The organism is Streptomyces sp. G45, from assembly GCF_049542095.1.
In the GTDB taxonomy this organism is placed as follows: Bacteria; Actinomycetota; Actinomycetes; order Streptomycetales; family Streptomycetaceae; genus Streptomyces.
In genome coordinates this window covers 6,662,665-6,684,622 of record NZ_JBMUZU010000001.1, presented here as the reverse complement: position 1 = coordinate 6,684,622, position 21,958 = coordinate 6,662,665, and the positions used below count along the sequence as shown (strand labels likewise).

The window sequence follows — 21,958 nt, the reverse complement described above, 5'->3', positions numbered from 1 at the left end:
TCATGCAGGCCGCGCCCGTTCGCGCCACCGCCATCCCGTCCGTCACGGACGCGCTCCGCGCCGTCGAGTCGCTCCTCCTGGCCGGCGGCCAGCGCACCGCCCGCCGCAACGCCTGGGCGTCCGTCCTGGAGGACCGGCGCCGGGCCAGGGACCGGATCGAGGCGCTGCGCGTCCTCGAGCAGGTGGGGACGACCCGCACGTCATAGTCCCCCGCGCGGCCACGTAGACTTCACGACATGGCGAGGAAGGAAACCCCCGCGGCGGACGCCGCGAACCCAGGGCGGCTCAAGCAGATCGCCCTGACGTACAAGATGACCCGGCGGACCGACTCCAAGATCGGTCTCGTCATCGCAGCTGTGGGAATCGTCACCTTCGGTGTCTTCCTCGCGTTCGGCTTCTGGATCGACCACCCGGTCTATCTCGGCATCCTGGGCTTCGTGCTCGCCTTCCTCGCGATGGCGATCGTCTTCGGCCGCCGGGCCGAGCGCGCGGCCTTCGGCCAGATGGAGGGCCAGCCCGGAGCGGCGGCCGCGGTGCTCGACAAGATCGGCCGCGGCTGGACCACGACCCCCGCGGTCGCGATGAACCGCAGCCAGGACGTGGTGCACCGCACCGTCGGCAAGGCGGGCATCGTCCTCGTCGCCGAGGGCAACCCGAACCGCGTGAAGTCCCTGCTGTCGGCCGAGAAGAAGAAGATGGCCCGCATCGTCGCGGACGTCCCGGTCCACGACGTGATCGTCGGCACCGGCGAGGGCCAGGTGGAGCTGAAGAAGCTGCGCACGACGCTGCTCAAGCTCCCCCGCGTCCTCCAGGGCCCCCAGGTCACCGCGACCAACGACCGCCTGAAGGCGATGGGCGACCTGATGTCGAACATGCCCCTGCCCAAGGGCCCCATGCCGAAGAACGTGCGCATGCCACGCGGCCCGAAGATGCGCTAGGCGGCCCGAAGATGCGCTAGCCGCGCTCGCCTCTCCTCTGTACGCCGATGGGGCGCCCGGAAGTCTTCCGGGCGCCCCATCGGCGTACAGAGGAGACCGGGAACCGGACGGGAACCCGGGCCGGAGGCTAGATGCGCACCTGGACCGCGCGGGCGAGGCGGTCGTGGAGGCCGCGGCCGTCGCGGTCCCAGATGAGGGCGGGGACGCCGAGGCACAGCAGCAGGCTGCGGACGACCACGCGGCCGAAGCCGAGGCGGCCGCCGTCCTCGGCGATCACACGCAGGCCGAGGAGGCGCTTGCCCGGCGTGCTGCCGACCGTGCCGACGGTCAGCACGCTCATCACGAACAGCACCCCGAGCGCCCAGTTGCCCATCGCCTGCGCGTCGCCGCGGGCGAAGAGGCCGTACGCGATCACCATGCACAGGACCCAGTCGACGACGATCGCGCCGATGCGGCGGCCGGGGCGCGCGATGGAACCCGGGCCCTCCTCGGGCAGGCCGAGCTGCTCTCCCCGGTATCCGAAGTCGACGCCCGCCTGCTCGGCTGCCGCGCGGGGGCCGGAGAGCCACGATCCGATTGCTTGCCTGTTGTCCACCCGTCCACGGTACTGCGCCCCTTTTGATCCGCGAACGGCCGGGTCCCGGTCGGGAGGCGGTCCGGGGGCGGTCCGGGAGGGCGCTCCACACCGGCCCGGTTAACTTCGGCGAAACAAACGGGTCACGCTTGAGAAATGCCCCGTCCTTATGGTCGGGTCCAGCGTGTGCCACCGCACTGGCCGCACGAACGAGCTGCAACCCCGCTCCTCCTTGGGCGGGAGTAGGAGGAGCTGGATGTTCCAGAACGCCGACGACGCCAAGAAGTTCCTCGCGGATGAGGACGTGAAGTTCGTAGACGTCCGCTTCTGCGACCTGCCGGGTGTGATGCAGCACTTCACGGTGCCGGCCGAGGCGTTCGACCCCACGGAGGAGCTGGCCTTCGACGGCTCGTCCATCCGCGGCTTCCAGGCGATCCACGAGTCCGACATGGCGCTGCGCGCCGACCTGTCGACGGCTCGCGTCGACCCCTTCCGCCGCGACAAGACCCTCAACATCAACTTCTTCATCCACGACCCGATCACGGGCGAGCAGTACTCGCGCGACCCGCGCAACGTGGCGAAGAAGGCCGAGGCGTACCTGGCCTCCACCGGAATCGCGGACACCGCGTACTTCGGGCCGGAGGCCGAGTTCTACGTCTTCGACTCCGTCCGCTTCGAGACCTCCGCCAACCGCTCGGTCTACGAGATCGACTCCGAGGCGGGCGCCTGGAACACCGGCGCGATCGAGAACAACCGCGGCTACAAGGTCCGCTACAAGGGCGGCTACTTCCCGGCCCCGCCGGTCGATCACTTCGCCGACCTGCGCGCCGAGATCTCCCTGGAGCTGGACCGGCAGGGCCTGAAGGTGGAGCGCCAGCACCACGAGGTGGGCACGGCGGGCCAGGCCGAGATCAACTACAAGTTCAACACCCTCCTGGCCGCCGCCGACGACCTGATGCTCTTCAAGTACATCGTGAAGAACGTCGCGTGGCGCAACGGCAAGACCGCGACCTTCATGCCGAAGCCGATCTTCGGCGACAACGGCTCGGGCATGCACGTCCACCAGTCCCTGTGGTCCGGCGGCGAGCCCCTCTTCTACGACGAGCAGGGCTACGCGGGCCTCTCGGACACCGCCCGCTACTACATCGGCGGCATCCTCAAGCACGCCCCGTCGCTCCTGGCCTTCACCAACCCCACGGTGAACTCCTACCACCGCCTGGTCCCCGGCTTCGAGGCCCCGGTCAACCTGGTCTACTCCCAGCGGAACCGCTCCGCGGCGATGCGCATCCCGATCACGGGCTCCAACCCGAAGGCCAAGCGCGTCGAGTTCCGCGCCCCCGACCCCTCCTCCAACCCCTACCTCGCCTTCTCCGCCCTCCTCCTCGCGGGCCTCGACGGCGTCAAGAACAAGATCGAGCCCGCCGAGCCGATCGACAAGGACCTCTACGAACTCGCCCCCGAGGAGCACGCGGGCGTCGCCCAGGTCCCCACCTCCCTCCCCGCGGTCCTCGACGCCCTGGAGGCGGACAACGAGTACCTCCAGGCGGGCGGCGTCTTCACGGCGGACCTCATCGAGACCTGGATCGACTACAAGCGCGCCAACGAGATCGCCCCGATCCAACTCCGCCCGCACCCGCACGAGTTCGAGCTGTACTTCGACATCTAGGACCCCGGCCCCCGGCTCCCCCTGCGGGAGCCCCGGGGGCTTGGACACCGGCTGTGACGTGTGAAGGCCGCCGCCCGCGGGTGGTGGCCTTCGGCGTGTCCCGGGCGGGGGGCGGTTCCGTTTCCGGGGCCGTCGGTTCGTGGTGGATCCGCCACGAACGGGGGGTGACCCGTGCGAAAATCCCCCACGATCCACATCTTCGCGGACAGGTCCGGCGCCCTGCCGCGCTCGGGAGGGGAGCCCCAGCATGGTCCTGTTGTCGTCGAGCCCGAAGTGGCCCACGCTGCCCGACTACGTCCACGACTGGGCGCTGGTGGACGTGGAGACCTCCGGGCTGCGGCCGGGCCGTGACCGCGTCCTGTCCCTGGCCGTCGTCACACTGGACGGGCGCGGTCGGCGGACGGGCGAGTTCTCCACCCTGCTCAACCCCGGTTGCGATCCGGGCCCGGTGCACATCCACGGCCTCACGCCCGCCCGCCTCTCCGGCGCCCCCGTCTTCGAGGACGTCGCGGCGACGGTGGGAGCGCTGCTGAGCGGCCGTGTCCTGGTCGCGCACAACGCACAGTTCGACTACGACTTCCTGGCCCACGAATTCGCCCGCGCCCGCTCCTGGGTGCCGGTCGGCAGACGCCTGTGCACCCTGTCCCTCAACCGGCTGGTCGCGCCCGCGACCCCCGACCTCAAGCTGGGCACCCTCGCCGCCCACTACGGCGTGCGCCAGGAGCGGGCCCACGACGCGCGGGACGACGTACGGGTCCTCTCCGGCATCCTGCGGGGTTCGCTGAGCGCCGCCGAGCGGCTCGGCCTGCCGCTGCCGCTCCTGGAGTGCCCACCGCGCCAGGACTACAAGCCGTACGTCCCCAAGACGCCCTGCGCCTACCGCAATCCGGGCCGTCTGGAGGCGGGCGGGCCGCTGGTCCAGGGCATGAAGGTCGCCGTGACCGGGGAGACCGAGGTCGCCCGCGAAGAGCTGGTCGCCCGCTCGGTGGCGGCGGGGCTCAACGTGATGGGCTCCGTCAGCGGGCAGACCAGTGTCGTGGTGACCAATGACCCCGGCGGCTCCTCGGGCAAGCTGCGCCGCGCCGCGGCCGAGGGGGTCCCCCTCGTGGACGAGGCGGCCTATCTGCGGCTGCTGGAGGACGTGCGGCCCGGTCAGGCCAAGGGCACGGCCCGCGCCCCGAGGGGGCGGGGTGAAGCCGCGCCGGGGGCGCCCCAGCCCGCCGCCGCGCCCGCCATCCCCGCGCAGCGCGCCACCGCTCCCGCCGCCGCGGCGGGGCTGCCGCTGGCCGGGCGCCGGGTCCTGGTGCTGGGGGAACCCACGACGAGGCCGTGGCGGCGCGCTCGCGCGTGCTCGCCCTCGGCGCCTCCGCCGCGGTCAACCTGTCCGCCAGCGTCACCGACGTCGTCGTCCTCACCGGCGGCGAGGCGGACCGGCGCATGAGCCGCATCGCCGCCCTCGGGCTGCGGGTGCACGACGGCGGCTGGCTGCTCGCGCCGACGGCCGTGCCGGTGTCGGCGCGGGGCGCGGACGGCACGCCGTCGGACACGGCGGAGGTACTGGTCCGGGGCGCCGTCATCGACCTGCCCCACCCCGACGCGGCCTGGACGGTGGCCGCCACGTGGAGCCAGCACGCCGCCTGCGCGGTCGACGTCGTCGCCTTCGCCCTCGACGAGCGCGAACAGGTCGTGGGCGACGAGGACTTCGTGTTCTACAGCGCGCCCGAGCACCCGGACGGCACCGTGCGGCTCGCCCTGGACGGCCCCACGGAGCAGGCCGTCACCGCCGACCTCGGGCGCCTGCCCCTGGAGGTGCGCCGGATCGTCGTCGCCGCCGCGATCGACGGCGCCGCGACGTTCTCCGACGTCGGCGCCATCGAGGTGACCGCCGCCCGTGGCGTCGGCGCGGCCGCGACGGCCCGCGCCACGCTCGACGCGGCCACCACGGAGCGCACCATGATCCTCGCCGAGCTGTACCGCCGCGCCGACGGCTGGCGACTGCGCGCCGTGGGCCAGGGCTACGACCACGGCCTGGCCGACCTGGCCCGGGGCTATGGCGTCGATGTCGCCGACTGATCGGGCACCGCTCAGGAGCGGGGCGGTGGGATGGTCGCCGTGTCGAAGGAGCCGTTGATGATGCGTGCCGCCAGGTCCACCAGGCGGAGGTGGTGGGCGCGCGCGTAGGCGCGGTACGCGGCGAAGGCCTCGTCCACCGAGGTGTTCCAGCGCTCCGCCAGGACGCCCTTGACCTGCTCGATCAGGATGCGGCTGGTGAGCGCGCTCTCGACCTGGCTCTTCTCCATGTGCGCCCGCTCCAGGGTGCGCTGCTGGAGGATGGCGATGGTGGAGACGTCGGCGAGGGCCTGGGCGAGCGCGATGTCGTCGTCGCCGAGCGGGTCGGCGGTGGTCTGGAAGAGGTTGAGCGCGCCGACGACCCGGTTCCGCAGCCGCAGCGGCAGCGCGTGCGTGGCGGCGTACCCGGTCGCGCGGGCCCGCGGTGCGAACTGCGGCCAGGCCGCGACCGCTTCGGCGCCGGTCAGGTCGATGTTCGTACGGGGGCACGCGGTGCGGTAGCACTCCACGCAGGGGCCCTGGTCGTGCTGGAGCGCGAACAGCTCCAGGAGCCGGGACTGCTCGTCGGACGCGGCGATGACCTGGAGTTCGCCGCGTACGTCGGCGAGCATCAGCCCGGCGGCCGACACGTCGAGCAGTTCCACGCAGCGGGTCGCGAGGCGCTGGAGCAGGTCGATGACGTCGAAGTCGTCGATGAGGGAGTCTGCGACCTCCACGAAGACTTCCGCGAGGCGTCGTTCGCGGGCCATGCCGATCATCCCTCTCCGCCTTCGGGCGTGTGCGGCCCGTTCTCGTCGTCTCCATCGTCGTGGAAAACGCCGCGGAAATCGCCGTCGCGGTCGGCGTCCGGTTCGCTGTCCGGTGCGGTGTCAACTGCGGTGTCCAGTGGGGTGTCCGGTGCGGTGTCGAAGCCGCCGTCGAAGCGGAGCCTGCGGGCCACGACGTCGGCGGCGACCTCCCCGAGGGTCCGGCCGCTGCCGTACGCGTGCGCGCGCAGCCGCAGCAGGGCCTGCGCCACCGGCACGTCCAGCTGGACGCTGACCATCCCGGTCGCCTGGTGCACCACCGCGCGGTACAGGCCGCCCGCCTCGCCCTCCGGCTTCCCCGCGCCGCTCAGCAGCGCCCCCGTCAGCGCCGCCGCCAGCGCGATGGCGTCGGCGTACTGCTGTTCCGAGAGGCGGCGGCCGCCGCACAGCACGGTGAGCACCCCGAGGCGTACGGCCCCCAGGCCCAGCGGGAAGCAGCTCACGCCCCGTACCCCCAGCTCAAGCGCGGACGGCAGCAGCGCGGGCCACCGGTCGGGACGCACCCGCCTCAGGTCCGGCTCGATCACGGGCGCGCCGGTGCGCACGGCGTCGGGCCCCGGCCCCTCCCCCAGCGTGAACTGGAGGTCCTCGAAGCGCTCGCTCAACTCGGGGAAGCACCACAGCAGTTCGGCCATGCCGTCCGTCCCCAGCAGCAGTGACACGGCGACGCCCGGGACGCCGAGGGCCCGTGCGCACGCCTCGGCCGGGTCGCCCGTGCCACCGGGGTCCCGCAGCGAGCGCAGGACCTCCGCCATGCCGAGGCTGATCACCCGGCCCCGTCCCGGCGCGGCGCCCGTGCCGCCGGGCGCTCGGCGGCCACTAGGCCGGTCCTCCCGGCTCGCCGCCCTTCGGGCCGCGTCGCGACGGGCTGCCCACCCAGGCGTCCTGCGCCGAGGCGTACCAGGGGAAGCGGGGCGTAAGCCCGGTCGCCCGCAGCACCAGGCCCGCGCTGACCGGGCCGCGCACGAGGCGCACCCAGCCGTGCCGGGCCCGGCAGTCCGCCCAGGCGGCGCAGAGCGGGGTCAGGGCGCTGCCGTCCATGAACGTCACGTCGCTGAGGTCGACGATCAGGAAGGGGCGGCCGATGCCCGCGCGGGCGTCGGCCAGGGTCAGGCCGAAGTCGGTCGACGTCGTCAGGTCCAGCTCGCCGTGCGGGTGGACCACCCGGCACTCGGTGAACAGGTCGGGGGTCGCGGGCCGTGCGGAAGGGTCGGGATGTGGGCACATCTGCCCCATCTCCTCTGACGCTGGTGGTGCTGTGCGGGTGCGCAGGGCCTCTGTTGCGCGGAACGGGACTGCACGGAGAGGGCCGGGGATCGGGGCGTCCGCGGTTCGAGCCTACCGCCGGTGGGGAGCGGGCACGTTCGGTTCCGGGCGCAGGTACGTGATGGTGGGGTGGTCTGTGGTAGGGGTCGGTGGGGTCACCTTCGCGCGGACGCCGTAGACGTCCGCTATCAGTGGCTCCGTGATGATCCGCGCGGGCGTGCCGTGGGCGTGGGCGCGGCCCTCCTTCAGGATCAGGATCTCGTCGCAGAACATCGCCGCCAGGTTGAGGTCGTGCAGGGCGATGACGGTGGTGACGGGGAGGGCGGTCACCAGGGTGAGGAGGTCCAGCTGGTGGTGGATGTCCAGGTGGTTGGTGGGTTCGTCCAGGAGGAGTTCGCGGGGCGTCTGGGCGAGGGCGCGGGCGATGTGGGCGCGTTGGCGTTCGCCGCCGGAGAGGGTGTGCCAGGGCTGGGCGGCGCGGGCGGTGAGGTCCGTGCGGGCCAGGGCCTCGTCGACCGCCCGCTCGTCGTCGGCCGTGGGCGGTGACCAGGCGCGGCGGTGCGGGACGCGGCCGAGGCGTACGACGTCCCGTACCATCAGGTCGGACTGGGTGTCGGCCTGTTGTTCCACCACGGCCAGGCGGCGGGCCACCGTGCGGCGGCCGAGGTCGCGCAGCGGTGTGCCGTCCAGGGTGACCACGCCGGAGGTGGGGGCGAGGACGCCCGCCAGGAGGCGCAGCAGCGTGGACTTGCCGGAGCCGTTGGGGCCGAGGACGCCGAGCGTCTGGCCGGGGCGGGGGCGAGGGTGATGCCGTCCACGATCAGGCGGCCGTCCGCGGCCCGGGTCACCCGCTCCGCGCGCAGGCCCGTGCCGTCCTCGCCGAGCCCCGGGTCCGCCCTCACGCCGTCCTCCTCGTCCGGTACAGCACCACCACGAACGCCGGGACCCCGATCAGGGAGGTGACCACCCCCACCGGCACCTCCTGCGGGTCGAGCAGCGTACGGGCCAGGGTGTCCACCCAGATCAGGAAGACCGCGCCGGTCAGGGCCGTCACCGGCAGCAGTCGGGCGTGGGTGGCGCCGACGAGCGCGCGGGCCGCGTGGGGCAGGGTCAGGCCGACGAAGCCGATCGCCCCGGCGGCGCTGACCAGGGCCGCCGTCAGCAGGGCCGTCACGGACAGCAGGATCAGGCGGACCCGGGCCACGTGCACCCCGAGGGAGGCCGCCGCGTCCTCGCCGAACGCGAACGCGTCGAGCGTACGGGCGTGGCCCAGGCAGATCGTGAGGGCCACGGCGAGCACGGCCGCGCACGCCGCCACGTCCGTCCAGCCCGCCCCGCTCAGCGAGCCGAGCAGCCAGAACAGCACGCCCCGGGTGGTCTCCGCGTCGGCCGACGTCAGGATGACGAAGGAGGTGACGGCGGAGAAGAACTGCATGGCGGCGACCCCGGAGAGGACCACGCGGTCCGCGGTCGCGCCGAGGGCCCGGCTGAGCAGCAGCACGAACGCGAAGGCGCCGATGGCCCCGGCGAACGCCCCGGTGGACAGCGTGAGCACGCCCCCGCCGACGCCGAGGACCACCACGGCGACGGCGCCCGTGGACGCCCCGGAGGAGACGCCGAGGACGAAGGGGTCCGCGAGCGGGTTGCGCAGCAGGGACTGGAGCACGGCGCCGCACACCGCGAGGCCCGCCCCGCACACGCCCGCGAGGAGGGTGCGCGGCATGCGCAGGTTCCAGACGATCCCGTCGCGCAGCGGGGTGAGTTCGGGCTCGCCCCAGCCGAGGTGCGCGGCCACCGCCGACCACACGTCCGGCACGGAGATGTCCGCCGGGCCGATGGTGACGGAGACGGCCACGGACAGCAGCAGGGCGGCGAGCCCCACGGCGCCCAGCAGGGTGGCGCGCGCGGCGGCGCTCACCGCGCGGGGCCGGACGTCCGCCGCGCTCACCGCGCCAGGCCGAACGTCCGCAGGCCCGCCGCGACCTGCTCGATGCCGTCGACCGTGCGGATCGTCGGGTTCAGGGCCTGGCCGCTGAGCAGCACGTACCGCTTCTTCTTCACGGCGGTGAGGTTCCTGGTGACGGGGTGGGACTCCAGGAACGCGATCTTCGCGCGGGCGCTCTCCGCCGACTGCGCCTTGCGCGTGAGGTCGCCGATGACCAGGACGTCCGGGTCGCGGTCGGCGACGGTCTCCCAGTTGACCTGGGGCCATTCGGCGCGGGTGTCGGCGAAGGCGTTGCGCAGGCCGAGGGTGCGGGTGATGACGCCGGGCGCGCCGCAGCAGCCCGCGATGTACGGGGCCTTGGAGTCGGAGAACCAGTACGCGACGGACGTCCGGGACCCCTTCGGTGCCTTCGCCGTGCGGGCGGCCTTCGCCGTGCGGGCGGCCTTCGCGGTGCGCGCCTTGAGGTCCGCGATCAGGCGTTCGCCGCGCTCCTCGACGTCGAAGATCCGGGCGAGGTCGCGGATCTCGCCGTAGACGGTGTCCATGGTGAGGGTCCGCACGCGCTTGCCGTCGCCGTCGCCGCTGTTGTCCTTGCCCGCGCAGTCGGTGGGCGAGACGTAGACGGGCACGCCGAGCCCGGTGAACTTGGCGCGGTCGGCGACGCCGCCCTTGCCGACGGTGTACAGGAACGACGCGCTGACGAAGTCCGGCTCCTTGGAGAGGACCTTCTCCAGGGAGGGGTAGCGGTCGGCGAGGCGCTCGACCTTGGCGTTGGCCGCCTTCAGGTCGGGGCGGACCGGGTCGGTCCAGGTGCCGGTCCCGGCCATGCGGTCGGCGAGGCCGAGGGAGAGCAGGATCTCGCTGGAGCCCTGGTCGAGGGAGACGGCCCGCCGGGGCGGCGCGTCGACGCGGACCTTCGCGCCGCAGGCGGTGACGGTCACCGGGAAGCCGTCGGCCCCGGCCCGGTCGTCGTGGCGGGCGGCGGGGCCGCCGCAGGCCGTGAGGAGGACGAGCCCCGCGGCGAGCAGGGCGGTACGGCGCACGCGCCGCGCGGGGCGGTGAACGGCGGCGACGGCGACGGCGACGGCGGGCGGGACAACGTGGGGCACAGGACTTCCCGGGTCTCATGGCTCATGCGCGGAGCCTGGTCTGCGAAACCCCGCCGCCCGGCGCCCGGGCGGCGGTGCCAGCAGGTCTTCGGACTCGAGTTCGTCCGGACGGGGCCGCCTTCCCGGGCGTCCGCACGCCCAGTGGCCGCTGGCCCCGCCCGTCCCCCTCACCGCTGCGCGTCAGTTCCGGATTCCCACCGGATTCCCTGGCCCGGGTGCGGGCGCGACTGGCGTGCGCAAGCTATCACCCCGCCCCGGCGGGCAGGGCCGTCGCCCCTGGCCGTCACCCCTGGTCGGGGCGGGGCTCACCGCGGTAGGTCCCGAAGGACCACTTGTTGCCCTCGGGGTCGGCGATGGTGAACTCGCGGCTGCCATAGGGCTGGTCGGCGAGCGGCCGCAGCACCTTCGCGCCCGCCGCCGTGACCCGCCGGTACAGGTCGTCGACGCGGTCCGTGACGACGTACGCCCCGAACGTGCCGGGGTCCAGGCAGTACGCGGAGGACGCGGGGTCGTGGTCGCCGAGCATGATGCCGCCGCCCTCGGGCCAGTCGAGCTGGGCGTGGGCGACGCGGCCGCCGTCCTCGTGGACGGCGGTGCGCAGGAAGCCGACGGTGGAGACGAGGAAGTCGATCAGGGCGGGGGCGTCGTGGGCCTGGAGGGAGGGCCAGACGTCGGGGGCGCGCAGGTTCCGGCCGTCGGCGGGTGTGCCGGAGTGCGCACCGCTCTGGTGCGTTTCATCAGCTTTGGTGGCGTTTGCGGCGTTGATGTCGTTCATGGGGTCAGTCTTCGCCGTCGCGGTGTCCCCCGGCTTGGATATTCCGGCACTCTTCGGCGAGCCAGGCGCTGGGGCTGAGGCCGGTGTACTGGCGGAAGTCCCGTACGAGGTGGGAGTGGTCGTAGTAGCCGCTGTCGGCGGCGACGCGCGCGAGGTCCAGGGGCGCGCCCGCGGCGAAGGCGCGGGCCGCGCGGCCCTTCGCGTGCTGGAAGCGCATGAGGCGGGCGGCCTGCTTGGGGGTGACGCCGGTCTCGGCGCGGAACAGCGCGGTCAGGCGGCGCTCGCTGAGCGCCACGTGCGCGGCGAGGCCGGGCAGCGTGCCCGCGCCGCGGCGCCGGGCGAGCCAGGCCCAGGCCTCGGCGACCTCCGGCCGCACCGCGCCGGACCCGTCGGCCGCGCGGCGGGCCAGGTAGGCGTTCAGGCGGGCGAACCGCTCGCCCCAGGTGTCGGCCGCGCACAGTTGCTCCCGTACGTCGGCGGCGGCCCGCCCGAGGACGTCCGTGCCGTCGGTGACGAGCCGCCCGGTCAGTTCGGCGGCGGGCAGGCCGAGGAGGGCGCGGGCGGCGAGCGGGTGCAGGGCGAGCTGGATGCCCGCCTCGTGCTCGGGCCGCACCACGTACGCGGGGCTCTGGTGCAGGCCGCCCACGACGATCTCGGTGCGGGCGGCGCCGGGCCCGGCGGCCTGGTCGGGGGTGGCGCCGGTGACGACGGGCCCGTCGAGCGAGAAGATCAGCGTCAGGTACGGGGACGGCAGGCCCCGGTGCAGGCCCGGGGTCTGGCCCCGGCTCCGGTAGCCCACGGCGGAGACGACCCCGCCGCCGTACGGGGGCGGGGTGGCGCGGACGAACTCGCTGGTGGCGGGGCCCATGGGTCCATTGTGGCCGCGTGCCCGGCCCGTGCGCGCCCCTCCGCCGCCCGTGCCCCCGCGTCCGTGCGTCCGTGCGTCAGCCGTGCTGGAGGCGGCGGAAGGCGGCCCGGGTCGCCTCCCGGTCGGCGCCGTCCGCGAGGAGCGCGTACAGCAGCAGCCGGGCCTTGGGGGCGTCGAGGGGGCCCGCGGAGAGCAGGCCGCGGGAGAGCAGGTCGGCCTCGGAGCCGGGGCCGCGGTAGGTCTCGCTGAGCAGCGGGCCCGCGCCGGTGCGGGAGGCCAGGACGACGGGGATGCGGTCGGCGAGCTTGGCGAGCGGCTCGACCAGCCACTTCGGCGCGTGTCCGGCGCCGAACGCGGCGACGACCAGGCCGTCGAAGCGGTCGTCGACGGCGTCGAGCAGTTCGCCGCCGTCGCCGATGCTGAGGGTGACCAGCGCGACGCGGGCGGGCTCGCGCAGCCGCAACGGGCGCTCCACCGTGGGCCCCTGGGGTCTGAGCAGGATGCGCGGGACGCCCTCCACGACCCGGCCGAGGGGGCCCGCGCCGGGCGAGGCGAACGTGGTGAGCGACGTCGTGTGCGCCTTGCGGACGTGGCGCGCGGCGTGGATCTCGTCGGCGAGGACCGTGACCACGCCGAGGCCCCGGCAGCCCGGGTCGGCGGCGACCGCGAGGGCGGCGGCGAGGTTCGCGGGGCCGTCCGCGCCGGGCAGGTCCGGGCGGCGCATCGCGCCCGTGACGGCCACCGGGGTGCCGGGCGCGCACACCACGTCGAGCAGGAACGCCGTCTCCTCCAGGGTGTCGGTGCCCTGGACGACCACCACGCCGTGGCCCGCGGCCGTGGCCTGGTCGACGCGCTCGGCCAGGGCCGCGAGGTCCGTCAACGTCAGGGAGGAGCCAGGGAGTTGGCGTACGTCGTGGAGCTCCACCGTGACGCCGTCGGGCACCGGGACGGTCGCGAGGGTCTCGGCGCCCGTCAGGCGGGTGGGGCCGCCGCCCGCCCTCGCCGAGATGGTGCCGCCCAGGGTGAACACGCTTACGGTTGCTGGGGTCATGAGGGGGGTGATCCCCCGCCCCGCCCCTTTCCGAAACCACGGGGCACCGCCCTCCCCGGCCCCCCGTGCATCGCCGCCGCGCGGCTCGTCCTCAGGTGCCGGACGGGCTCGCGGCGTCGCCGTTCGCCGTCACCACGCCCGCGGCTATCGCGGCCGTCAGGGCCTTGTGGTCCCGCTCGTTCTGGCTCGCGTAGCGCATGGCGAAGTCCGCTGTCGCCTGGTCGAAGGTGTCGCCGCCGCCCAGGTACGCGGCGATGGCGATGCGGTCGCCGGAGCGGGCGTGGGCGCGGGCCAGGGCGGTGCCGCACAGGCGGGCGTAGTCGACCAGTCCGGCGGGGCCGAGGTCGCCGAGGTCGACGGAGCCCTTCATGTCGCGCAACTGGCGCCAGTAGTAGGCGCGGCCCTGGGGGCCGGTCATCCAGCCGAGGAAGATGTCCCCGGCGGCCTGGAGCAGGCGCTGGCCGGAGACCACGCGGTGGCCGGGGTGGACGTAGGGCCCGGACGGCAGGTGCTCCTCCAGGACGGACCGGACGGCTTCCTTGATCTGGAGGAACAGCGGGTCGCCCGCGTCGCGCCCGGTGAGCAGCACGACGAAGCAGCGGGTGCCGACGCTGCCGACGCCGACGACCTTGCGCGCGGCGTCGACGAAGCGGTAGCGGTCCAGGAGCAGGCGGCGCTCCTCGGCGAGGGTGGAGCGGTAGTCGCCGAAGATCTTGCGCAGGGCGGCCGTGTCGGGGGCGCCCGCCGGTTCGAGCAGCGGCGGGTCGTGGACGATGCGGCGGCGGCCGTCGACGACCTCGGTGAGCTTGCCGAGCGCCTGGAGGCTGGTGCGGCGGCGGGCGCGGTCGAGGCGGGCGGCGGCGCGCTCGCGGTCGCGGTCGGAGCGGATGAGGGACAGCAGGCCGTCGGGCTCGACGCGCTCGTACCAGACGTCCAGCTCGCCCAGGCGGGCCAGACGGCGCATCCGCTTGCGGTAGGCGGTGGCGGCGGCGAGCGCCGCGCCGCGGGCCTTGTCGTCGCCCAGGCCCCTCTCGCGGGCGGCCACGGCGACGCTGGCGGCGAGCCGTTTGACGTCCCACTCGAAGGGGCCGGGGTAGGTCTCGTCGAAGTCGTTGAGGTCGAAGAGCAGGCGGCGCTCCGGGGAGGCGAACACGCCGAAGTTCAGCAGGTGGGCGTCGCCGCAGAGCTGGACCGTGAGGCCGGTGTGCCGCTGGGCGGCGAGGTCGCCCGCCATGACGGCGGCGGCGCCGCGCAGGAAGGCCAGCGGGGACGCGGCCATCCGCGCGTAGCGGATCGGCACCAGGTCGTGGACGCGGTCGGTGGCCTGGCGCTCCAGGACGGCCACCGGGTCGGGGCGGTCGGCCGAGGGGATCCAGGCGCCGTGGGAGGAGCGGGGGGCGCGCTTGCGGGCGGCCTTGCCCCGCTGGGCGCGCTCGGCGGGCGTGCTCATGGCGAACCCCTCTCCTCGGTCGGCCTCCTCCTGGGCTGGCGCGGCCTCCCTTCAGGAGCAGCCAATGCGCGGGGGCGCGGGGGCGCATGCCGGGTACGCCGAACGGGTGAGGGTGGCCTCGGCTGCGCAGCCCCCGATCCCGCCCCTTCCCGAACCAGGGGGCCAGCCCCCTGGCACCCCCGGAAATAGGCCTCCGGCCTCGTCCTCAGACGCCGGACGGGCTGAAACTCAGCGGCGACTGGCACCTTCCAGCCCGTCCGGCGTGGGGGTGGCCCGCGAGGGTCAGCGGGAGTAGCGCATCAGGGCCCGCACCATGTGGCACGTCGTGTCCGACGGCGGGTGGATGCCCACCGTCTCCGCCATGGAGCGGATGCGGACGTCGCTGGCCTGGTTCGGGACGAGGACTCCGGAGTCGAGCAGGGCTATGGCCAGGCGCATGGCCTTGAGGCGGCGGTTGTGCGTGATGTACCAGTCGCGGGGGCGTCCCGGCGGCAGCGGGCGCTTCGCCAGCGGCGCGTACGGCAGGTCGAGGAGCGCGGTCTGGGTCGCGCGGCGGCGCGCGGCGGGCTTGCGGGAGCGGGTGCTGGCGGCGGACGTGGAGTGTGCGGACGGTACGGACGGGACTGCGGCAGCGGGCACAGGCATCCTCCTGTCGCGGTGCGGAAACCCTTCGCGGGCCCCCTCGAACATTGCTTCCATTCTACGTCCCGGCACTGACAACGGCCGCTCCCCAGAACGGCAATCTCCGCTGGCCAGAGGGGGTTTGAGGGCGCCTGGGGCGGGTGGTTCAGGGGTAGCGTGTGCGGCATGGAGATCTGGATCAACCCCGCCTGTTCGAAGTGCCGCGGCGCGCTCACGCTGCTCGACGCGGAGGGCGCCGACTACACGGTGCGCCGCTACCTGGAGGACGTGCCGACCGCCGACGAGATCCGCGACGTACTCGGCAGGCTCGGCCTCGAACCCTGGGACATCACCCGCACCCAGGAGGCCGCCGCCAAGGAACTCGACCTGAAGGACCGGACCCGCTGGCCGAGGGACGCCTCCGGCCGCGACGCCTGGATCGAGGCGCTCGCCGCCCACCCCAAGCTGATCCAGCGGCCGATCATCACCGCGGACGACGGCACGGCGGTGGTGGCCCGCACGGAGGAGGCGGTGCGCGACGCGCTGTCCCGGTAGGCGCCCCCGGACCCGCTGGGGACGCGAGGTGGGCGCGCCCCCGCGTCCGGGCGACGGCCGCGGGGGCCCGGCACGTGACTCCGGTCACTGCCGCCCCAGGTAACACGGGGTTCACACAGGGGCAACGGCGGGGACATCGCGCGTTGACAGGCTGCCGTCCATCGCCACGGACCGCAGCACCCGCACGACTGCGCCGTACCTAGTGTCCCCAAGGATGAGTCCCGTGACCTTCAAGGCTGAGTACATCTGGATCGACGGCACCGAGCCGACCGCCAAGCTCCGTTCGAAGACGAAGATCCTGCTCGGCTCCCGGCCGCCGCGCGAGGTCGCCGAGCTGCCGCTGTGGGGCTTCGACGGCTCGTCGACGAACCAGGCCGAGGGCCACGCCTCCGACCTCGTGCTCAAGCCGGTCTTCTGCTGCCCGGACCCGATCCGCGGCGGCGACCACCTGCTGGTCCTGTGCGAGGTCCTGAACACCGACATGACCCCGCACTCCTCCAACACGCGGGCGCCGCTGGCGGAGGTCGCGGAGCGGTTCGCGGCGCAGGAGCCGGTCTTCGGCATCGAGCAGGAGTACACGTTCTTCGCGGGCGACCGCCCCCTCGGCTTCCCCGCCGGGGGCTTCCCCGCCCCGCAGGGCGGCTACTACTGCGGTGTCGGCGCCGACGAGATCCACGGCCGCGACGTCGTCGAGGCGCACCTGGACCACTGCCTCGCCGCGGGCCTCGGCATCTCCGGCATCAACGCCGAGGTCATGCCCGGCCAGTGGGAGTTCCAGGTCGGCCCGCTGTCGCCGCTGGAGGTCTCCGACCAGCTGTGGGTGGCGCGCTGGCTGCTCTACCGCACCGCCGAGGACTTCGACGTCTCCGCCACCCTCGACCCCAAGCCGGTCAAGGGCGACTGGAACGGCGCGGGCGCGCACACCAACTTCTCCACCCGGGCCATGCGCGAGGGCTACCCCGCGATCATCACCGCCTGCGAGTCCCTCGGCGAGGGCTCCAAGCCGATGGACCACGTCAAGAACTACGGCGCGGGCATCGACGACCGCCTCACCGGCCTGCACGAGACGGCCCCCTGGAACGAGTACTCGTACGGCGTCTCGGACCGCGGCGCCTCGGTCCGCATCCCCTGGCAGGTCGAGCGGGACGGCAAGGGCTACATCGAGGACCGCCGCCCGAACGCCAACGTCGACCCGTACGTGGTGACCCGGCTGCTCGTCGACACCTGCTGCGCGGCGCTGGAGAAGGCCGGACAGGTCTGACCCGATCTGTACGTTCTGCCGGATTTCGCGAGGGGCGTCCACCGATGTGGTGGGCGCCCCCGCGTGCTGCCCAACGCCCCTTGCGCGAAGCCGGATTTCACACCACGCGCACGCCAACAGCGCGTATCAACGTGCGAGAGAGATCCGCCGGACCCGCTCTCATCTGCTTCAATGGGGCCATGGGCAGCTTCCAGAACACCGCGACGGGTCACCACGACCTTGAGCCCTTCTGGCCTTCCCGCCAGCACCACGACTTCGACCGGGTGTGTTGCCGCGCGCTGAACGCGCGGGCCCTCTAAAGCCGTTCCCGGCCTCCGGCCTGTCGCGCACGACGTACGTCCCCAGACGACTCCTTAGCGCGAAAGAGCTGACTCATGGCGAACTCCCGTCCCTTCACGACCGCCGCCACTGCCGCCGCCACCGCCTCCGCCGCTTCCACGGCCTCCACGGCTCCCGTGGCGACCCCCACCGCCTCCCGTCCGCGCGGACGGCTGCGGGCCGTCTCGCCCGACGAGGTGGCCCGGATCTCCGACCTCGCCGACTTCTCCGGCTTCCTGCCGCCGGGCGCGACCCTGCTGCCCGCGCCGCAGCACACCCTGCCCACGCTGCCGGGGCAGCCGCCCATGATCGGCTACCTGGTGCTGGTGCCCGCGGGCCAGGAGCAGCTGTCCGCCGCGGCCCCCGCCGCCGAGTCCGGGTCGGCGTCCGGCGCCGACGCGGGCGGCGGGCCCGTACGCATCGACACCGCGCGGCGCTCCGCGCACGTCGACGGGCGCCAGCTGGACCTCACGTACCTGGAGTTCGAGCTGCTCGCGCACCTCGTGGCGCACCCGCACCGGGTGCACACCCGCGACCAGCTCGTGACGACGGTGTGGGGGTACGGCCACGTGGGCGACGGGCGGACCGTCGACGTCCACATCGCCCGCCTGCGGCGCAAGCTCGGCGCCGAGCACCGCTCCACGATCCAGACGGTGCGGCGCGTCGGCTACAAGTACGCCCCGCCGACCGCCTGACCCCTCCTCCCGCAGGTTCTCCCGCGTTCTCCCCCAGGCAGAAACGCCTTCCCCGGGCCCGGCCCGACGAGGCAGAGTCGGCGCATGAGACTACTGATCCTCGGCGGTACGGAGTTCGTGGGGCGCGCGGTCACCGAAGGGGCGCTCGCGCGGGGCTGGGACGTGACCGTCTTCCACCGCGGGCGGCACGCCGCCCCCGACGGGGCCCGTGCCGTCCACGGCGACCGCACCACGGCCGACGGGTTCGCGGCCCTCGACGCCCACGCCGCCCACGACGGCGCGTGGGACGCCGTCGTGGACACCTGGTCCGGGGCGCCGCGCCACGTCCGGGACGCGGCGCGGCGCCTGCGGGAGCGGGCCGGTGCCTACGCCTACGTCTCCAGCATGTCGGTGTACGCCTATCCGGGGCGGGCCGGTTCCGACGAGTCGTACCCCGTCGTGGACGGCGACCCGGACGCGGACGCGGTGGCGTACGCCGAGGACAAGAGCGGCGGCGAGCTGGCGGCCGTCGACGCCTTCGGCGCGGAGCGGACGCTGCTCCTGCGGGCCGGGCTCATCCTCGGCCCGTACGAGAACATCGGGCGGCTTCCCTGGTGGCTGAACCGCGTCGCCCGCGGCGGGCCCGTGCTCGCGCCCGGGCCGCGCGACGCCGTGATCCAGTACGTCGACGTGCGGGACCTCGCCGAGTGGACCCTCGACGCGGTCGCCGCCCGTCGGCACGGGCCCTACAACCTCCTCTGCCCCCGGGGGCACGCCACGATGGGCGACCTCCTCGACGCCTGCGTGGACGTGGCGGGGGCGCCCGACGCCCAGCTGCGGTGGGCGGCGCCGGAGGACGTGGTCGCCGCCGGGATCGAGCCGTGGGAGGAGCTGCCGGTGTGGATTCCGCCGGGGGAGCTGTACGACACGGTGCACGACACCAGTTCGGCCAAGGCGGTGGGGGCGGGGTTGTCGTGCCGACCGCTGCGGGAGACCGTGCGCGACACGTGGGGCTGGCTCCGGAGCCTCGGCGGGGAGGCGCCGCTGCGGCCCGACCGCCGCCGGGTGGGCCTCGCCGCGAGCCGCGAGGCGGCCTTCCTCGCCGGGTGACCAGGCAACCGGCGGCCCCGACAGCCCCGGCAGCCGCCACGCCTCCGTCCCGCCGCTACCGCGGCGGGTACCTTCCCGCCCACCCACCCCATGCGCCACCGCTGCCAGCGGCCCCGTGCCGAGCGAGCGCCGCCGCGACGCCGGGACGCGGACACCGACGGCGATCAACCACCGAGAGAAGCGCCCCCACCGGCCGCACGGGCGGGAGGGAAGGAATCCGGCGTGACGGGGCGCGGACGCCGACGGCGGGCAAGCCCCGCAAGGAGCGGCCACCGGCCACCAGGCCCGCACGGGCGGGCGGGTGGGAAAGAAACCGCCGCGACGGCCCGCAGGCGCCGACGGCGGGGAACCCCCACAAGGGGCGGTCCCCGCCGAGCGGGCCCGCACGGGCGGGCGGGTGGGCGAGGACACGCCAAGGCGACCGGCCGCCGTCAGGGGCGGGGGCCGGTCGCCAGGGCCGCAGGGGTGAGGGGCGGGCCCCTTAGGGGACCGGGACCCTGGGGGCCCGCACGGGCACCGGCGTCTCGTGGGACACCTGCGGCAACCACCGGAGGTACCGCGGCGTGGACCAGTTCCGCTCCCCCAGCAGCGTCATCAGGGACGGCAGCAGCACCATGCGCACCACGGTCGCGTCCAGCAGGACGGCCACCCCGAGCCCGACGCCCATCTGCTGCATGTCCTGCATGGACAGCATCCCGAAGACCGCGAACACGGCCACCATGATGACGGCGGCGCCGGTCACGGCCCCGGCGGTGCGGGTGATGCCCTCGCGGATCGCGGCCCGGTTCGGCAGCCCCTGGTCCCGCGCCTCGCGGATCCGGGAGACCACGAACACGTGGTAGTCCATGGACAGGCCGAACAGGACGACAAGGACGAACAGCGGGATCCAGTTCTCGACGGCGCCGACCTTCTCGGAGCCGATGAGCGAGGCGCCCCAGCCGTGCTGGAAGACGGCCGTCATCACCCCGTACGCCGCGCCCACCGACAGCAGGTTGAGCACGATCGACGTCACCGCGATGACGACGGACCGGAAGCTGAAGAGCATCACCAGGAACGTGACCGCCGCGATGAAGGCGAAGACCGGCACGATGCCCCGGCCGAGCTGGTCGGTGAAGTCCTCGGAGTTGGCGAGGTCCCCGCCGACGTACGCCTCAAAGCCCGCGGCGTCGGTGCCGCTCACGGTCTCCTGGACGTCGTCGACGTCCGCGCGCAGGTCGCGCAGGGCCCGCTTGGCCTCGCCGTCGGTGCCGCTGCCGGGCAGCGGCACCTCCACCTCGGCGACGTTCCGCGCGCGGTGCACGGTCAGTTCGGCGCCGTCGCCCGCCTTGGCGGTGAGGGTGCGCAGCGCCTCCCGTACGGGCGCCGCCTGGATGTCGTCGGCGCGGACGACGACACGGGCGGGCGCGGGGCCGCCGGGGAACTCCTCGGTGATCTTCTTGTAGGCGACGGACAGCGGCGCGTCGGAGCCGAACTGCTTCTCCAGGCCGAGCTGTTCGGTCTTCATGCCGACGGCGGGCGCGGCGAGCGCCAGCAGCAGCGCCGACGCGGCGACCGCGAAGAGCGCGGGCTTGGCGAGCACCGGCCGCAGCACCTTCCCGGCGATGGAGCCGCTGGCGTGGGCGCCCTTCTGGGAGCGGCGGTTGAGGAACGGGATGCGTCCGGCGTCGATGCGGTCGCCGAGCCAGGCGAGCAGCGCGGGCAGCACCGTCACGGAGCCGAGCATCGCCACGCACACCACGAGGATCGTGGCGGTCGCGAAGCCCTTGAAGAGCAGCAGCCCGGAGAGGAACAGACCGGCCATGGCGACCATCACGGTGAGCCCGGACACCAGGACGGCGCGCCCGCTGGTGGCGGCGGCGATGCGCAGGGCGGTCTCCGCGTCGCGGCCCGCGGCCCGCTCGTCGCGCTCGCGCCGCAGGTAGAACAGGCAGTAGTCGACGCCGACGGCCATGCCCATCAGGAACATCACGGAGTACGTCGTCTCGAAGATGTGGACGGCGTGGCTGGCGAGGCCGAGCAGCCCGAACGCGGCGACGCAGGCGGTCACGGCGAGCCCCACGGGCAGCAGCGCGGCGACGACGGCGCCGAAGGCGACCAGGAGGATGCCGAGCGCCAGCGGCACGGCCGTGAACTCGGCCTTCTTCAGGTCGTCGGCGAGCAGGTCCTTCAGGTGCTTCTGGGAGCTGGCGTCGCCGAACTGGTGGACCGTGACGCCCTGCGCGGCGCCCTTGTCGCGGGCCTCGTCGACGGCGTCGAGGACCGGCTGGATGCGGTCGGTGGCCTTGTCGGACTTGCCCTTGACCTCGAAGCGGAGCAGCGCCTCCCTGCCGTCCTTCGACGGCAGCGGCTCCTTCAGGGCGCGGATCTCACCGGTGGCGGTGAGGGCCTTCGACAGGTCGGCGGCGGCGTCCCGCCAGCCGTCCGGGGTGCGCGAGCCGACCATGACCAGCTCGCCCGCGGGCTCGTCGATGTCGGCGTCCTTGAGGATCTCCGCGGCCCGGCCGGAGTCGCCGGTGCCCATCTCGTCGTCGGGTGCCGTGATGGTCCCGGCGGCGCCGCCGACGACGGTGGCGAGCACCACGAACAGGAGCCACCCGAGTATCGCTGTCTTGCGGTGGTGTGCGCTCCACACCCCGAGCCGTGCCGCGAGGTTCCGTCGGCTGGCACTCATGGCCTTCGCCCCCAGTAGTAAACGTGATGTAAGCCGAGCTGATGTGCCCACGCTAGGAATCCGGCGGGGTGCGCCCCAGCCGCCGAGCCCCCCTGTGCGCGAAGCACAGGGCGAGGTCGGGGGGTGTCGCCAGGTACACCCCCGCCCGGGTGGGGGAGCACCTGACCCGGCGGGCGGGACCAGGGAGACTGGGCACGGTGAGGCCGCACCGAGGCCGGAGTTCAGGACGA

Annotated in this window: 19 protein-coding genes, 2 pseudogenes and 1 riboswitch; of the genes and pseudogenes, 8 read left to right on the top strand and 13 right to left on the bottom strand. The window is 74.1% G+C overall.

What is annotated here, in order from left to right; translation table 11 throughout:
- The first annotated feature begins 2 nt into the window (after positions 1 to 2).
- Positions 3 to 206, top strand: a complete 204-nt coding sequence (locus tag ACOBQU_RS28220; RefSeq protein WP_423630745.1) for a hypothetical protein — start codon at positions 3 to 5, stop codon at positions 204 to 206.
- A 30-nt stretch (positions 207 to 236) separates the two neighbouring features.
- A complete protein-coding gene (locus ACOBQU_RS28215; protein ID WP_423630743.1) occupies positions 237 to 938 on the top strand; it encodes a DUF4191 domain-containing protein in 702 nt (233 codons plus the stop codon).
- 127 nt (positions 939 to 1,065) lie between these two features.
- Here ACOBQU_RS28215 and ACOBQU_RS28210 read toward each other — a convergent pair whose 3' ends face one another.
- On the bottom strand, positions 1,066 to 1,533 hold the full coding sequence (locus ACOBQU_RS28210; protein WP_423630741.1) for an RDD family protein: 468 nt from the start codon (positions 1,531 to 1,533) through the stop codon (positions 1,066 to 1,068).
- Positions 1,534 to 1,768: 235 nt separating this feature from the next.
- Here ACOBQU_RS28210 and glnA point away from each other — a divergent pair, with 235 nt between their 5' ends.
- On the top strand, positions 1,769 to 3,178 hold the full coding sequence (gene glnA / locus ACOBQU_RS28205; RefSeq protein ID WP_423630739.1) for a type I glutamate--ammonia ligase: 1,410 nt from the start codon (positions 1,769 to 1,771) through the stop codon (positions 3,176 to 3,178).
- A 247-nt stretch (positions 3,179 to 3,425) separates the two neighbouring features.
- A pseudogene (locus tag ACOBQU_RS28200) lies at positions 3,426 to 5,251 on the top strand (TerD family protein).
- Between the two features lie 11 nt (positions 5,252 to 5,262).
- On the opposite strand, the gene ACOBQU_RS28195 reads toward ACOBQU_RS28200, so the two are convergent.
- The 11 genes and pseudogenes from ACOBQU_RS28195 to ACOBQU_RS28145 all read right to left on the bottom strand — a co-directional run bounded on the left by ACOBQU_RS28195 (position 5,263) and on the right by ACOBQU_RS28145 (position 15,157).
- Positions 5,263 to 6,006 (bottom strand): GAF and ANTAR domain-containing protein, encoded by a 744-nt coding sequence (locus ACOBQU_RS28195; RefSeq protein WP_423630737.1) that lies wholly within the window; start codon positions 6,004 to 6,006, stop codon positions 5,263 to 5,265.
- Positions 6,003 to 6,824: an ANTAR domain-containing protein gene (locus ACOBQU_RS28190; protein WP_423630735.1), complete on the bottom strand. Its 822-nt coding sequence runs from the start codon at positions 6,822 to 6,824 to the stop codon at positions 6,003 to 6,005. The genes ACOBQU_RS28195 and ACOBQU_RS28190 overlap by 4 nt, the downstream gene beginning before the upstream one ends.
- A 49-nt stretch (positions 6,825 to 6,873) precedes the next feature.
- Positions 6,874 to 7,281 (bottom strand): STAS domain-containing protein, encoded by a 408-nt coding sequence (locus ACOBQU_RS28185; protein WP_423630733.1) that lies wholly within the window; start codon positions 7,279 to 7,281, stop codon positions 6,874 to 6,876.
- A gap of 111 nt (positions 7,282 to 7,392) precedes the next feature.
- Positions 7,393 to 8,222, bottom strand: a pseudogene (locus ACOBQU_RS28180) (ABC transporter ATP-binding protein).
- Entirely contained in the window at positions 8,219 to 9,268 is a 1,050-nt protein-coding gene (locus ACOBQU_RS28175; protein ID WP_423630731.1) for a FecCD family ABC transporter permease, read from the bottom strand. Before ACOBQU_RS28175 ends, ACOBQU_RS28180 begins: the two are co-directional and overlap by 4 nt.
- Positions 9,265 to 10,308, bottom strand: coding sequence for an ABC transporter substrate-binding protein (locus tag ACOBQU_RS28170; RefSeq protein ID WP_423634763.1), 1,044 nt, complete (start codon positions 10,306 to 10,308; stop codon positions 9,265 to 9,267). The genes ACOBQU_RS28175 and ACOBQU_RS28170 overlap by 4 nt, the downstream gene beginning before the upstream one ends.
- A gap of 148 nt (positions 10,309 to 10,456) precedes the next feature.
- A riboswitch (cobalamin riboswitch) is annotated at positions 10,457 to 10,582 on the bottom strand.
- A gap of 75 nt (positions 10,583 to 10,657) precedes the next feature.
- Entirely contained in the window at positions 10,658 to 11,149 is a 492-nt protein-coding gene (locus ACOBQU_RS28165; protein WP_423630729.1) for a VOC family protein, read from the bottom strand.
- A gap of 4 nt (positions 11,150 to 11,153) precedes the next feature.
- Positions 11,154 to 12,017: a helix-turn-helix domain-containing protein gene (locus ACOBQU_RS28160; RefSeq protein WP_423630727.1), complete on the bottom strand. Its 864-nt coding sequence runs from the start codon at positions 12,015 to 12,017 to the stop codon at positions 11,154 to 11,156.
- A 76-nt stretch (positions 12,018 to 12,093) separates the two neighbouring features.
- The gene (locus ACOBQU_RS28155) at positions 12,094 to 13,068 is read right to left on the bottom strand and encodes an asparaginase (protein ID WP_423630725.1); all 975 of its coding nucleotides are present in this window, start codon (positions 13,066 to 13,068) and stop codon (positions 12,094 to 12,096) included.
- A gap of 91 nt (positions 13,069 to 13,159) precedes the next feature.
- Entirely contained in the window at positions 13,160 to 14,518 is a 1,359-nt protein-coding gene (locus tag ACOBQU_RS28150; protein ID WP_423630723.1) for a DUF2252 domain-containing protein, read from the bottom strand.
- 282 nt (positions 14,519 to 14,800) lie between these two features.
- Positions 14,801 to 15,157 (bottom strand): hypothetical protein, encoded by a 357-nt coding sequence (locus tag ACOBQU_RS28145; RefSeq protein WP_423630721.1) that lies wholly within the window; start codon positions 15,155 to 15,157, stop codon positions 14,801 to 14,803.
- 168 nt (positions 15,158 to 15,325) lie between these two features.
- Between ACOBQU_RS28145 and ACOBQU_RS28140 the strand changes: the two genes are divergently transcribed.
- The 4 genes from ACOBQU_RS28140 (at position 15,326) to ACOBQU_RS28125 (ending at position 19,057) form a co-directional block, all read left to right on the top strand.
- Positions 15,326 to 15,694 (top strand): arsenate reductase family protein, encoded by a 369-nt coding sequence (locus tag ACOBQU_RS28140; RefSeq protein WP_423630720.1) that lies wholly within the window; start codon positions 15,326 to 15,328, stop codon positions 15,692 to 15,694.
- Between the two features lie 223 nt (positions 15,695 to 15,917).
- A complete protein-coding gene (glnII, locus tag ACOBQU_RS28135; protein WP_423630718.1) occupies positions 15,918 to 16,955 on the top strand; it encodes a glutamine synthetase in 1,038 nt (345 codons plus the stop codon).
- A gap of 374 nt (positions 16,956 to 17,329) precedes the next feature.
- A complete protein-coding gene (locus ACOBQU_RS28130) occupies positions 17,330 to 17,968 on the top strand; it encodes a winged helix-turn-helix domain-containing protein (protein WP_423630716.1) in 639 nt (212 codons plus the stop codon).
- A gap of 84 nt (positions 17,969 to 18,052) precedes the next feature.
- A complete protein-coding gene (locus tag ACOBQU_RS28125; RefSeq protein WP_423630714.1) occupies positions 18,053 to 19,057 on the top strand; it encodes an NAD-dependent epimerase/dehydratase family protein in 1,005 nt (334 codons plus the stop codon).
- A 481-nt stretch (positions 19,058 to 19,538) separates the two neighbouring features.
- Here the strand turns inward: ACOBQU_RS28125 and ACOBQU_RS28120 are convergent, their stop codons facing one another.
- Positions 19,539 to 21,728, bottom strand: a complete 2,190-nt coding sequence (locus ACOBQU_RS28120; RefSeq protein WP_423630712.1) for an MMPL family transporter — start codon at positions 21,726 to 21,728, stop codon at positions 19,539 to 19,541.
- Positions 21,729 to 21,958 lie beyond the last annotated feature (230 nt).